A 13,374-nucleotide genomic window follows, 5' to 3' on the forward strand; every position below is an offset into this window, starting at 1 on the left:
TTTGCAATTGCGAATAGTTTGCATTAACTCTCGCGCGACTGTTTCAGGGAATCCGCCGCATGTTCAAACCGCTGCTCACTGGTCTTGCTGTCGTCTTCGCGTTCACCGCCGCCTCGGCGCAGGCGCGCACCAGCTATATCCTGCCGTACAATTTCGCGCCGACCGACGCCTATGTCACCGCCCAGGCAGCGACTTCGGAAAACGTGTTTACACCCGAAGGCGCGCTTAAGCTTGATGCCTTCCAGGTGATCGACAGTGCCGGCGTCGTCACCACCGCCAAGGGCGTTGCGTTTAAGGAAGTGACCCTGTTCGAATCGGCCCTGCCGCATGAAGGGACGTTTCGACTGACGACCGGCAACCGCGAAATGCGCACCATGCAAATGATGCAGATCGATGGAAAGTGGCGTCCGGTGCGGGGCCCGGGCGGCCCAGCGCGCCCAGGTGGCGAGGGCAAACCGGCGGAGGGTGCGCCCCAAACTCCGGTTCAACCCGCCGCTCAAGCTCAGGCCATTCCGGCCGACGCCAAGACGGTTACGGTCAAGAGCATGATGCGCGCCGACAGCTATATCTCATACAAGAAGCCGTCCGACACCCTGCCGCCCGCCGAGGGCAAGGGGCTTGAAATCGTACCGGTGACGCACCCCAACCGCCTGTTCAGCGGCAACGCCTTCGACTTCATTGTCACCTTTGACGGCCAACCTTTGTCCGGTGTGACCTACAAGGTGTCGCGCGGCGGCGACCAATATGCCGATTCCAGCTATGCCTTAAGCGCCGACAGTGCGGCGGGCGGGAAGGGCGAGGTCGTGTTTCAAACGCCGGGCATCTATGTCATCGAGATCAGCCGCAAATGGCTGGATGGCGACCTGACCGATCCGCGCAGCTGGAGCTACAGCCTGACCGTTGAGGTTGCGCCCTGAGGACGGATAGGCCCAGCGGCTTGATTTGATGGCATCAGGTGCTTGTGAATGATGTGGCGTCCGCGTAATCTGACCGAAAGGGACGGTAAACGTGGCGAATGTCGAACTGAAGGGGCTGGAAAAACGGTTCGGGACGCAGCGCGTTCTGACCGGCATCGACCTGACCATACAGGATGGTGAATTTCTGGTCATCGTCGGTCCGTCCGGGTGCGGGAAATCGACCCTGTTGCGGGTCATTGCCGGACTGGAGCCCCCGTCGGCGGGTGATGTCTGCATCGATGGCCGCAGCGCGCTCAACGATCCGCCGGCCCAGCGCGGCGTCGCCATGGTGTTTCAATCCTACGCCCTTTACCCCCATCTCAATGTCCGCGACAACATGGCGTTCGGCCTGCGCATGGCGGGCATGCCCGAGGTCGAAATCAGAGCGGCGGTAGCGCGGGCGGCGCAATTGCTCGGTATCGAAGGCCTGCTCGATCACCGGCCCAGGGCCTTGTCCGGAGGCCAGCGCCAGCGCGTCGCCATCGGCCGGGCCATTGTGCGCCAGCCGCGTCTCTTCCTGCTCGATGAGCCCTTGTCGAACCTCGATGCGGGCTTGCGTGTCCATATGCGCCACGAATTTGCCCGGCTGCACCGCGAACTGGCGACGACCATGATCTATGTCACCCACGATCAGGTCGAGGCCATGACCCTGGCGGACCGGATCGTGGTGCTGAATGGCGGGCGCATCGAACAGATCGGCACGCCGCTGGAGGTGTATCACGCCCCGTGCAACCTGTTCGTCGCCGGTTTCCTCGGTTCGCCGCGCATGAATCTGATCGGCGGAGAAATCGCGGCGATCGGCAAGGCGGCGGTCAAGGTCCGGCTGGCGTCCGGCGCATTGGTGTCGGCGGCGGTCGATGCGGGCGCGGCGCGGATCGGCGATGCGGTCACGCTTGGGATACGGCCCGAATCGCTCGGCAACGGCCGTTCGGCCAATGCCTTGCCGGTCACGGTCGATGTGGTCGAACGGCTGGGCAGTTCGCAGTCCGTCTATGCCCTGATGGCCGGCGTCGAAACCGCTGTCTGCGCCCTCCTGCCTGGCGGCGACCCGGTGCAGCACGGCGACACCCTGACCCTGCATTTCGCGACTGCTGAGGCCCACCTGTTCGATGCCGGCGGCCAGGCGTTCGTCCGCCTGAAGCCCGGTGGCCGGAGCATCTAGCGATGCGCGCCTAAATCGGCTCGGACAGGATTTCGCCATGGCTGGCGATGACGTGCGCATAATATAGGGCGCTGTCCTTGGGCGTGCGTTCCAGCGTGTCGAAATTGACATGCACAATGCCGAACCGCTTGCCGTAGCCCAGCGACCATTCGAGATTATCCATGAAGGACCAGACCATATAGCCCTTGATGTTTACGCCCTGCCGGATGGCGTCGTGCACGGCCGTCAAATGCTTTTGCAGGTAGTCGGTGCGCAACGGGTCACGGACGCGGCCATCGCGGGCGGCGGGCGGATCGTAAAAGGCGGCACCGTTTTCAGTGATATAAATCGGGGTATCGCCATAGCGTTGGCGCACCCACAACAGCGTGTCGGTCAAGCCTTGCGCAAACACTTCCCAGTTCATCTCGGTGTAGGTCGATTGGGACTGACGCACGACGGCGGCTTGAAGGAAGGTGTCGTCGGCATGGCGGACGACGGCGCGCGTGTAATAGTTGATGCCGATGAAATCGACGGGCTGGCGGATCAGGTCGAAATCGGCCGGATCGTGGGCTGGCCAGGCGCCGTTGAACACCTCGCGCAATTCGATCGGATAGCTGCCCAGCAAGGCGGGGTCGAGATATTGTTCGTTCATATAGGCGGCGGCGCGGCGGGCGGCGGCGACATCGGCATTGGAGGCACTGGCTGGATATTTCGGTTCTATATTGACGACCAGGCCGATCTCGTGACGGCCCACTTCGCGATAGGCCTTCACCGCGGCGCCATGGGCGCGCATGAGGTTGTGAGAGGCAAGGGGGGCTTCGTAGCGGTTGCGGTGGCCGGGTGCGATCGTCCCGTTGAGATAGCCGCCATCGCTCACCACCCATGGCTCGTTGATCGTGGCCCATTTTTTTACCCGGTCGTCGAAGGCCTGGAACACGACGCGGGCATAGTCGGCGAACCAGTCGGCGCTATCGCGATTGAGCCAGCCACCGCGATCGTCCAAGGCCGCCGGCAGGTCCCAGTGGAACAGGGTGGCGATCGGCTCTATGTCGTTGGCCAGCAATTCATCGATCAGGTCCGAATAGAAGGCAAGGCCGGCCGGGTTCACCTCGCCCGTGCCATGGGGCAGGATGCGCGCCCAGGACAGGCTGAAGCGATAGGCCTGTATGCCGAGCTGCTTCATGAGGGCGATGTCGTCGCGGAAGCGATGATAGTGGTCGCAGGCCATGTCGCCGGTGTCGTTATTGACCATCATGCCGGGGGTATGGGCATAGCGGTCCCAGATGCTGGGGCCCTTGCCATCGGCATCGGGCGCGCCTTCGATCTGATAGGCGGCGGTGGCGCATCCCCACAGGAATCCGTCTGGAAAACGCAGCGACATAACCCCCTGTTTCCTTTTTTTAGCAGGCCTCTAACCGGCTCTAATTCGGGCACTTTTGTCCGTGTGTACCGACATATATCGGCGTTGACAAGAAAATTGTAAGCGTTTACAGCCTTGACCCAAGTTCGCATATAAGGCCGAGTAAGGGCCGCTTTCAGGTCCATTGGGCACCGTTTGCAGTACAGGGAAAAGGTATGATTAGTCGTCGCAATCTGTTGTTTGCCACGGGGGCTGTCGTTGTTTTGGCGGCCTGTGCCAAAAAGCCGGAGGCGCAGACGACGGACTTCGATCCGCAACTGGCCGATCTGCATCGGCGCACATTCGATTATTTCTGGGAAACGACAGACGCCCGCACGGGGTTGGCACCTGACAACTGGCCCAATCCGGATTTCTGCTCGATTGCCGCAACCGGCTTTGCGCTTACCGCCTATTGCATCGGCACGAAGAACGGCTACGTCAGTCGCTTCGATGCCGCCGAACGCACGCGCATCACCTTGCGCACCTTTTGGAACGGGCCGCAGGGGCCGGACACCAGCGGCACCATGGGCCATAAGGGCTTCTTCTACCACTTCCTGCATATGGACAGCGGCCTGCGCTATCGCAATGTCGAACTATCCAGTATCGATACGGCGCTTTTGCTGGGTGGGGTGCTGACGGCAGCAGGGTTTTTCGATGGTGGCAATGCCATCGAAAGCGAAATCCGCGACCTGGCGCGCAAGATTTATGAGCGGGTCGACTGGACCTTCATGGCACGCGAGTCGGGTCTGGTCAGCATGGGCTGGCATCCGGAAAGCGGCATGCGCGACCACGATGCGCAGGGCCTGATCAACCGGAACTGGGATCGCTACAACGAAGGCATGATCGTCTATCATCTCGGCATGGCCTCGCCGACCCATCCCTTGCCCGCCAAGGCCTGGCAATCCTGGATGGCGTCGCTCAATACGTGGGGCGACAATTATGGCGAACCGCATCTGGGTTTTGCGCCTATGTTCGGGCATCAGTATTCGCAAGGCTGGTATGACTATCGCGGCATTGCCGACGCCTATATGCGTGACAAGGGCATCGACTATTTCATCAATTCGAAGCGCGCCACCGAGGCGCAGCGCAATTACGCCATCAAGAATCCGGGCGGGTTCAAGGATTACGGCGCCGATATCTGGGGTCTGACCGCCTGCCGGGGGCCGGCCTATGTCAAGGGCATGGTCAATGGCCGTGAGGTCCAGTTCCAGGAATATAGCGCGCGCGGACCGCAGACGGGCGACAAGGAGGGGCTGGACGACGGCACGATCGCGCCTACGGCCGCGGCGGGTTCGGTCATGTTCGCGCCCGACATCTGCGTGCCGGCCATCAAGGCGATGATCGACCGGTACGGCAGCGACCTGTATGGCAAGTACGGCTTCTTGGACGCCTTCAACCCCAGCTTCCCGGCGGATCTGCCGTCGAAGACGGGGATCCATACGGCCAAGGCGGGCTGGGTGTCGAACGATTATCTTGGCATCGATCAGGGCGCAATCCTGATTGGTCTGGAAAACTACCGCTCGGGCTTCGTTTGGGATATATTCAACCGTAGCGCCACGACCGGTCCATTGGTCCGTAAGGCGTTCCTGGCGGCGGGGTTCGAGCCGGTCGCCGCTTCCGGCCATTGGTTGAAGACCTAGATGCATACCGACCGGCGCAGGTTTGGACTGGCTCTGGCGTCGCTTGCGGCCGCCATGCCGGTGGCCTGTGCGCGGCCGGAGCGCCCTTTGCGTATCTGGGCGATGGGCCTGGAAGGTGAGGCGCTCGATCGTTTCGGCCGGGATTTCGAAGCCTTGCATCCTGACATGCCCGTGCGCATCCAGGCCTTGCCGTGGGGGGCGGGGCACGAAAAGTTGCTGACCGCATTCGCCGCCGACAATCTGCCTGATGTGGTGGCGCTGGGGAACACCTGGATCGCCGAGTTTGCCGCCCTGGGGGCGCTGCAACCGCTTAACGCGCGGCTGGCGCAGAGCACCATCACCCTCGACCGCTATTTCGATGGCCCGCGTAAGGCGGTGACGGTCGGCGACGACATATTGGGCATTCCGTGGTACGTCGATACGCGTCTGCTGTTTTACCGCAAGGACCTGCTGGCGAAGGCTGGGTTTAGCAGCGTGGCCAAGACCTGGGACGGCTGGGATCAACAACTGGCGGCGCTGTCGGGGGCGCGGCGCGGTGGCAAATATGGCCTGCTTATGCCGTTTGCCGAATACGAGCCCCTGGTCGCCTTTTGCCTTCAGGCCGATGAACCGATCCTGATGGACAGTGCGACGCGGGGCGGTTTCCGCCAGAAAAGTATTCGCGACAGCTTCGCCTATGCTGTGTCCCTCTATACGCGCGGCTTCGCCAACCGGCTGACCCATTCGGAAGTCACCGACGTCTATTCGTCTTTTGCTCGCGGCGACTTTGCTTTCATCATCACCGGTCCGTGGAATCTGGCGGAATTCGCCCGCCGCCTGCCGGCTGACATGCAAGGAAAATGGGCAACCGCGCCCCTGCCGGGACCCAATGGGCCAGGCGTGTCTTCCGCCGGCGGCGTGTCGATGTGTATTCCGAAGTTGTCGCGCAAGCCGGATCAGGCCTTCGCCTTCATTCAGTACATGTGCGCACCGGAGCAGGCAGCGGCCTTTTACGAACAGACAGGCGATCTGCCCGCTGATCGCGGGGCGTGGCAACTGACCAACCTGATGCACGATGCGCGATCGCTGACCTTCTTCGATCAGTTGAACCGGACGCGTCCGCCGCCCCAGGTGCCAGAATGGGAGCGGATTGCTAATGAGATGGGGGCGGCGCTGGAACGCGTCGTGCGCGGGCTTACCACTCTGGACGCGGCCCTTAAATCGCTCGATGAATTCGCCTGGCGTGCTCTGGCCAAGCGTCGGTCGCTTCTCGAAGCGCGGGGGGTAGCATGACCGCGATCCGTTCTGTCCTGCGTGATCTGGCGCCCGGTCACGTCTTTGTATTGCCGGCCATGCTGGTCCTGGCGGTCTTTTTCCTGGTGCCGGTTTTCGGCGCCCTGGCCATGTCGTTCACCGATTTCGACATCTATGCCATGGCCGACCTGAAAAATCTGCGCTTTATCGGACTGGACAACTATATCAACCTGCTGCACACGCCCCTGTTCTGGAAGGCGTTCGGCAATACCTGCTATTTCGCCCTGGTCGGCGCGCCCCTGTCGATCATGGTCTCGCTCGGCATGGCCATGGCGCTCAATGTGCCGGGCATCGGGCTCAAGCCGCTGTTCCGCACGGCCCTGTTCGCGCCCTATGTCGCCACGCTGGTCGCCGCGGCCGTCATTTGGCGCTACATGCTGGATTCGCAATATGGCTGGCTCAACCAGTTCCTCATCGTTATCGGCATTCGCCCCATCGACTGGCTGGGCAACCCGCATTTCTCCATGCCGGCGATCATCCTGTTTTCGGTGTGGAAGAATTTCGGCTACAACATGCTGATCCTTCTGGCCGCGTTGCAACGCATTCCCGACGACCTGTACGAAGCCGCCCGCGTCGATGGCGCCGGGCCGTGGGAGCGCTTCATCCACGTCACCTTGCCGGGCGTCGCCCCCAGCCTGTGGATGGTGGCCTTGCTGACCGTCGCCGGTTATTTTCAGCTGTTCGCCGAGCCCTATGTCATGACCCAGGGCGGCCCGGCGCAATCGACCGTTTCGCTGCTGTATTTCATGTATCAGGACGGGTTCAAGTGGTGGAACCTGGGGCACGCTTCGGCCACGGCCTTCATCCTGTTCGCGGTGTTGATGGGGCTTAGCTTCCTGCGGCCGAAGGGCGAGGAGGTGTTCGCATGACCATGCCCCGCCTGACCGTGGAAAAAGTCCTTGTGACCACGCTTCTGGTCATTGCGTCGCTGGCCGCGAGCTTCCCGCTTTTATGGATGGTCTCCATGTCCTTCATGCCGGAAGCCGAAGCCAATGCCTTTCCGGCGCGTCTGTTCCCGCATGAGCCGACTCTGGCCAATTACGCGGAGCTGTTCGCCCATCAGCGCATGGGCCGTTTCCTGATCAATTCGCTGCTGGTATCGTCCCTGGCCACGTGTCTGTCGCTGATCTTCAACGTCACCGCCGGTTACGCCTTCGCCAAGCTGGCGTTCCGCGGGCGGCAAAAGCTGTTCCAGTTCCTGCTGGCCCTTGTCGTCATTCCCGGACAACTGATTATGCTGCCGCTGTTTTTCCAGTTGAAGATGCTGGGCCTGCTCAATTCCTATGGCGGGGTTGTTGTGCCCTTCATGGCGTCGCTGTTCGGTATTTTCCTGGTGCGGCAGTACGCGCTCAGCCTGCCCGATGAAATGCTTCAGGCGGCCCGCGTCGATGGCGCATCGGAATGGCAGATTTTCCGCCGTATCGTCCTGCCCAACCTGTCGCCGATCATCGTGACCCTCGGCGTCTTTACCTTCCTCATGGCCTGGAACGACTTTCTCTGGCCGCTCATCGTCCTGTCGGACGACCATAACTACACCCTGCCGCTGGCGATCGCCTCGCTGTCGCAGGAACATATTCAGGATTCCGGTATGGTGATGGCCTGCGCCACGGTCACCATCGCGCCGGTCATCCTGCTTTTTCTCGCCCTGCAACGCCACTATGTCCGCGGTCTGCTCGCGGGCAGCGTGAAGGGCTAACTATATTCACAGGAGTAACGCTCAATGAACGCCTTTAACCCCTCCCGCCGATTTTTCCTGAAAGGCGCCGTCGCCACGGCCGCCCTGGTGCCGGTCGCCGCCCCCGGTTTTGCCAAGGTGACGCCGGCGCCCGATCCTTTCATCGAAAAGCTGATCAAGAGCCTGACGGTTGAGGAAAAGGCCGGCCAGCTTAGTCTGTACGGCGATTCCACCCGCTTTGACGGCCCACCGATCAACCCGACCTCCGAACAGGCCCAGACCAAGGACAAGGTCAAGGCCGACATCGCCGCGGGCAAGATCACCGGCCTGTTCAACGGCATCGGCGTCGCCGGTGGCCGCGAATTGCAGCAGGTAGCGGTCGAGCAGTCGCGCAGTAAGATTCCGCTGATTTTCGGCGGGGATATCATTCACGGCCTGAAGACGACCTTCCCGATTCCGCTCGGCGAATCCGCTTCGTTCGATACCGACCTGGCCATGCGTACAGCGCGTGCCTCGGCGCTCGAAGCCACCGCCAAGGGCATTCACTGGACCTTCGCGCCCATGGTCGATGTGGCGCGCGACCAGCGCTGGGGCCGGGTCGCCGAAGGGGCGGGTGAGGACACCTGGCTCGGCATCCAACTGGCCGTGGCGCGCGTCAAGGGCTTCCAGGGCAACAGCCTGAAGGACGACCGGACCATGCTGGCCTGTCCCAAGCATTTCGCGGCCTATGGCGCGGTGCAGGGCGGGATGGAATATAATACTGTCGATATTCCCGAAACCACCTTGCGCGAAGTGCACCTGCCGCCGTTCAAGGCCGCCTTCGACGCCGGCGCCATCACCACCATGTCGTCGTTCAACGATATTGCGGGCGTGCCATCGACCGGCAACCACTACCTGCTGACCGATATCCTGCGCGGGGAATGGGGCTTCAAGGGACTGGTCGTATCGGACTACACCTCCGAAGAAGAACTGATTCTGCATGGCTATGCCGCCGATGGCGCCGACGCCACGGCCAAGTCGCTCAATGCCGGTTGCGACATGTCGATGCAGTCGGGCCTGTACATCAAATACCTGCCCGAGCTGGTGAAGTCGGGCAAGGTCAAGATGGCCACGTTGGATGAGGCCGTGCGCCGCGTGCTCTACGTCAAGAAGGCGCTGGGCCTGTTCGACAACCCGTATCGTTCGCTCGATCTGGGCCGGGAGCAGACCGACGTGCGTCACGCCGACACCATTGCCCTGGCGCGCGAGGCCGGCCGCAAGTCGTGCGTGCTGCTCAAGAACGAAGGCAATCTGTTGCCCCTGCCCAAGACCGGCAAGACGGTCGCCCTTATCGGGCCGTTCGGCAACGACAAGGAAAATTGCCCCGGGCCGTGGGCGGTATTCCCCGACATTGCCTCATGCGTACCGCTGGAGCCCGCCTTCCGCGCCGTGCTGGGCGACCGCCTGACGGTGGTCAAGGGATCGGACGTCGAAGCGCCGATCGATGGCGGCCTCGCCTTGGCGGTCAAGGCGGCTCAGGCGGCTGACATCGTAGTTCTGGCCATAGGCGAGGCCGGCAACATGTCGGGTGAGGCGCAGTCGCGCGTCGATATTTCCGTGCCTGTGCCGCAACTGGCCCTGGCCGAGGCGGTCGCTGCCACGGGCAAGCCGGTCGTTGTCCTGCTCAAGCATGGCCGCGCCATCGCGCTGACCGGCGCGGTCCGGAACGCCCAGGCCATCCTGTGCACCTGGTTCCTCGGCTCGGAAGAAGGCCATTCCGTCGCCGATCTGGTCTTCGGCGATTTTGCGCCGCAGGGTCGCCTGCCGGTGTCCTTCCCGCAGGCCTCCGGTCAGGAGCCTTACTATTACAATCACCGCATCACCGGCCGCCCGCAGATCAGCGACGACAAGAATTTCAAGGCGCGCTATCGCGAAGTGACCAACGAAGCGCTGTACCCGTTCGGGCACGGCCTGACCTATTCCACCCTGTCCTATGGGGCGACGGCGGTGTCGGCGGCCACCCTGACCCTGACCGGGTCGATCCAGGTGACGGCCACCGTGACCAATACCGGCGCGCGCCGGGCGCACGAAGTGGCCCAGCTTTATATCCACGACAAGGTGGCCTCAATGACCCAGCCGATCCGGGCGCTGAAAGGCATCAAGCACCTTGACCTCGAGCCCGGTCAGAGCGCTACGGTGACGTTTGAGCTGACGGCCGCCGACCTGGCCTTTGTGCATCCGAACCTGAAAACGACGGCGGAGCCCGGACGGTTCGACGTCTGGGTCGCGCCGTCGGCTACGGGCGGGACGCCGGCGACTTTTGAACTTAAGGCCTGATAGATAGGGACGCGGTCGTGCAGACTTCCTTGATCAAGACCATCACGATTGTCGGCGGCGGCACGGCGGGATGGATGACCGCGGCCCTCCTGTCCAAGCTGCTGCTCGGGCGCTTCCAGATTACCCTGATCGAATCCGAGGACATCGGCACGATCGGGGTGGGGGAGGCGACCATCCCGGCGATCAAGGTCTTCAATCAGTTGCTCGACCTCGACGAGGTCGAGTTCCTGAAGGCGACCCAGGGTACGTTCAAGCTCGGCATCGAATTCGTCAACTGGCGCGACAAGGGGCACAGCTACATCCACGGCTTCGGCAAGATCGGCGTCGATCTCATGTGGCTGCATACCCATCAGTTCTGGCTGAAGATGTTCCCGAAGGGGGGCGTGAAGGATTTCGACCACTACGGCCTCAACACGCTGGCGGCGCGGCGCAACCGGTTCAAGATGCGCCGCCCCGACGATTCCCCGCCGATGTCGGATATGGACTACGCCTATCATTTCGACGCCTCGCTGTATGCCCGCCATTTGCGGGGCCTGTCGGAGCGGCGCGAGGTGCGGCGCATCGAAGGCCGGATTACTCAGGTCGTGCTGCGGCCGGACAATGGCTATATCGACTCAGTGGTGCTGGAAAACGGCCAGGCAGTGGGCGGAGACCTGTTCATCGACTGTTCGGGAATGCGCGGGCTTTTGATCGGGGAGGCGCTGGGTGTCGGGTACGAAGACTGGAATCACTGGCTGCTCAACGATCGCGCCTATGCCGTGCCGTGCGCACACAGAGGGACCGGGGCGGGTGTTTCGGAAAGTCTAACCCCCTATACCCGCTCCATCGCCCATGCGTCGGGCTGGCAATGGCGCATTCCGCTGCAACATCGTATCGGCAACGGCCACGTCTATTCGAGCGCCTATCTCAGCGATGACGAAGCCGCCACGACCTTGCTAAAGAACCTGGACGGCCAGGCCTTGGCCGATCCGCGTCAGGTCAGGTTCCGTCCCGGCAAGCGCCAGCGGGCGTTTGAAAAGAACTGCGTCGCCATCGGCTTGTCCGGCGGGTTTCTGGAGCCACTGGAATCGACGAGCATCCACCTGATCCAGACCGGCATACTGCGTTTGCTGGCCCTGTTCCCCGGTCAATCCTTCGACGCGCGCGACATCGCCGAATATAACGCCCAGACCGATTTCGAATATCGCGATGTCCGCGATTTTATCATCGCCCACTATAAGGTCACGGATCGCGAGGATACGCCATATTGGGCCTATCTCAAGCACATGGATATACCCGACTCCCTGGCTCAGCGTATCGAACTCTTCCGGTCCTCGGCCCGCTTCTTCAAGCATTCGGCCGCCGAGTTATTCCATGAGGAAAGCTGGGTCCAGGTGCTGCTGGGGCAGGGGCTCGACATGCGTTACGACCCGATGGTGGATATGATACCGGAAGACCAGATTACCGCCTATCTGCGCGATATCGAAGAGGTCATAAGCGAATATGCCGACGGTATGCCGATCCATGCAGACTTCATCGCCCGATATTGCAAGGCCCCGCCGCTTTAGAGCCTTCCTCGGCTCAGTTGAGCCGCCTCATGGCTCTCATTTTTTGCAACGCCTCATGAGGTGTAACCCGCTGGCCACTGTATCGGCGGATTATAGCATCCAAGGGCGGTCATAAGCATGTCTCCGCTTACCGCAAATTTTTATATTTAATTGTTTTTATTGTTTTTTTGATTTGTCGGACATCTGCCTAAACCTGTGTAAGCGCTTACAAACGCGTTGACAATCAAATTGTAAGCGGTTACGGGTGGCCCAAATATGACAGAATTTTCATGAACGGCGCGAATTGCGGCATGAAAATGGCATAATGTAACGGGAGTGATTTCGGTCAATATGCGTGGCGCCACATTAAAAGATGTTGCCAAGGAGGCGGATGTCTCCATCGCGTCGGCTTCGCGCGCCATAAATGGCCTCGACAATGTCGCCGAAGGTGTGCGCACGCGTGTGCTCGAAGCTGCCGCCCGTTTGCACTATATTCCGCATGGCGGCGCGCGGGCGCTGGCCATGAATCGCACCAACACCATTGGCCTTCTGCTGCCCGATATTCACGGCGAGTTCTTTTCCGAAATCATTCGTGGCGTCGATGTCGCGGCGCGGGCGCACGGCCTGCACCTGCTGGTGTCGGGCTCTCATGGCGATATCCGGGAAGCGGGTGTGGCGGTCATGGCCATGTCCGGTCGTGTCGATGGGCTCCTGGTCATGTCGCCTTTCGTAGATTCGCAGGATATGGGCGCCGTTCTGCCGGTCAGCCTGCCGCTCGTCACCATTGCCAGCCGTATCGGAGACGGCGCTTCGGGCTCGATCACGGTCGATAATTTCGCCGGTGGCCGGATGGCGGTTGACCACTTGATCAGCCAGGGCTGTACGCGGCTGGCGCATATCAGCGGACCGGCCACCAATCACGAAGCGCGCGAGCGCCAGCGCGGATTCGAAACGGCGGTTGCCGAGGCGGGCGCGAAACTTGCGTGGAGCGCGGTCGAAACCGGCGACTTCGGCGAGGATTCGGGGTTTGAGGCCATGCGCCGTCTGTTGGCCGCCGATGTCCGGCCTGACGCTGTCTTTACGGGCAACGACATGATGGCGGTCGGTGCGCTCTTCGCCCTGAAAGAGGCGGGGCTCAAGGCGCCCGACGACGTTGCCGTTTTGGGCTTTGACGACGTGCCGATCGCACGCTTCGTCCAGCCGGCCCTGAGCACGCTCAAGGTCGGTGTCTACGAACTGGGCCGGCAGGGCCTGGACCTGCTGGCCAAGGCGCTTGCCCAACCGAACGGTGCGCCGTCGGCGGCGCAACGCATAATAATTTCCCCAGAATTGGTCATTCGGGAAAGCAGTAAGAAAGTCTGACCGGCGAAACATGAGTAGAGTTGGCCCTAAGCTAAAGGCGGGGCTGCGGCATCTAAAACAAGCTTA

10 protein-coding genes are annotated in these 13,374 nt (G+C 61.8%); 9 read left to right on the forward strand and 1 reads right to left on the reverse strand.

What is annotated here, in order from left to right; translation table 11 throughout:
- Positions 1 to 59 precede the first annotated feature (59 nt).
- Positions 60 to 917 (forward strand): DUF4198 domain-containing protein, encoded by an 858-nt coding sequence (locus AEAC466_RS32950; RefSeq protein ID WP_023458095.1) that lies wholly within the window; start codon positions 60 to 62, stop codon positions 915 to 917.
- A 91-nt stretch (positions 918 to 1,008) separates the two neighbouring features.
- Entirely contained in the window at positions 1,009 to 2,118 is a 1,110-nt protein-coding gene (locus AEAC466_RS32955; RefSeq protein WP_023458096.1) for an ABC transporter ATP-binding protein, read from the forward strand.
- Positions 2,119 to 2,128: 10 nt separating this feature from the next.
- On the opposite strand, the gene AEAC466_RS32960 is transcribed toward AEAC466_RS32955, so the two are convergent.
- Entirely contained in the window at positions 2,129 to 3,478 is a 1,350-nt protein-coding gene (locus AEAC466_RS32960; protein ID WP_023458097.1) for a GH1 family beta-glucosidase, read from the reverse strand.
- Positions 3,479 to 3,672: 194 nt separating this feature from the next.
- Here AEAC466_RS32960 and AEAC466_RS32965 point away from each other — a divergent pair, with 194 nt between their 5' ends.
- From AEAC466_RS32965 to AEAC466_RS32995, 7 genes are all read left to right on the forward strand, one after another.
- Positions 3,673 to 5,136, forward strand: coding sequence for a glucoamylase family protein (locus AEAC466_RS32965; protein ID WP_023458098.1), 1,464 nt, complete (start codon positions 3,673 to 3,675; stop codon positions 5,134 to 5,136).
- Entirely contained in the window at positions 5,137 to 6,408 is a 1,272-nt protein-coding gene (locus tag AEAC466_RS32970) for a sugar ABC transporter substrate-binding protein (RefSeq protein WP_023458099.1), read from the forward strand.
- A complete protein-coding gene (locus AEAC466_RS32975; protein WP_023458100.1) occupies positions 6,405 to 7,298 on the forward strand; it encodes a carbohydrate ABC transporter permease in 894 nt (297 codons plus the stop codon). Before AEAC466_RS32970 ends, AEAC466_RS32975 begins: the two co-directional genes overlap by 4 nt.
- A complete protein-coding gene (locus tag AEAC466_RS32980; RefSeq protein WP_023458101.1) occupies positions 7,295 to 8,125 on the forward strand; it encodes a carbohydrate ABC transporter permease in 831 nt (276 codons plus the stop codon). Before AEAC466_RS32975 ends, AEAC466_RS32980 begins: the two co-directional genes overlap by 4 nt.
- A gap of 24 nt (positions 8,126 to 8,149) precedes the next feature.
- Complete coding sequence (locus AEAC466_RS32985) at positions 8,150 to 10,420, forward strand: glycoside hydrolase family 3 N-terminal domain-containing protein (protein WP_023458102.1); 2,271 nt, start codon at positions 8,150 to 8,152, stop codon at positions 10,418 to 10,420.
- A 17-nt stretch (positions 10,421 to 10,437) separates the two neighbouring features.
- Positions 10,438 to 11,967 (forward strand): tryptophan halogenase family protein, encoded by a 1,530-nt coding sequence (locus AEAC466_RS32990; RefSeq protein ID WP_023458103.1) that lies wholly within the window; start codon positions 10,438 to 10,440, stop codon positions 11,965 to 11,967.
- Positions 11,968 to 12,282: 315 nt separating this feature from the next.
- Complete coding sequence (locus AEAC466_RS32995) at positions 12,283 to 13,308, forward strand: LacI family DNA-binding transcriptional regulator (RefSeq protein WP_023458104.1); 1,026 nt, start codon at positions 12,283 to 12,285, stop codon at positions 13,306 to 13,308.
- Positions 13,309 to 13,374 lie beyond the last annotated feature (66 nt).

It is taken from the genome of Asticcacaulis sp. AC466 (assembly GCF_000495815.1).
Taxonomy (GTDB): Bacteria; Pseudomonadota; Alphaproteobacteria; order Caulobacterales; family Caulobacteraceae; genus Asticcacaulis.

Coding starts and splice junctions, on each gene's coding strand:
- AEAC466_RS32950 (WP_023458095.1), top strand. CDS start 60: ATGTTCAAACCGCTGCTCACTGGTCTTGCTGTCGTCTTCGCGTTCACC.
- AEAC466_RS32960 (WP_023458097.1), bottom strand. CDS start 3,478: ATGTCGCTGCGTTTTCCAGACGGATTCCTGTGGGGATGCGCCACCGCC.
- AEAC466_RS32965 (WP_023458098.1), top strand. CDS start 3,673: ATGATTAGTCGTCGCAATCTGTTGTTTGCCACGGGGGCTGTCGTTGTT.
- AEAC466_RS32970 (WP_023458099.1), top strand. CDS start 5,137: ATGCATACCGACCGGCGCAGGTTTGGACTGGCTCTGGCGTCGCTTGCG.
- AEAC466_RS32975 (WP_023458100.1), top strand. CDS start 6,405: ATGACCGCGATCCGTTCTGTCCTGCGTGATCTGGCGCCCGGTCACGTC.
- AEAC466_RS32980 (WP_023458101.1), top strand. CDS start 7,295: ATGACCATGCCCCGCCTGACCGTGGAAAAAGTCCTTGTGACCACGCTT.
- AEAC466_RS32985 (WP_023458102.1), top strand. CDS start 8,150: ATGAACGCCTTTAACCCCTCCCGCCGATTTTTCCTGAAAGGCGCCGTC.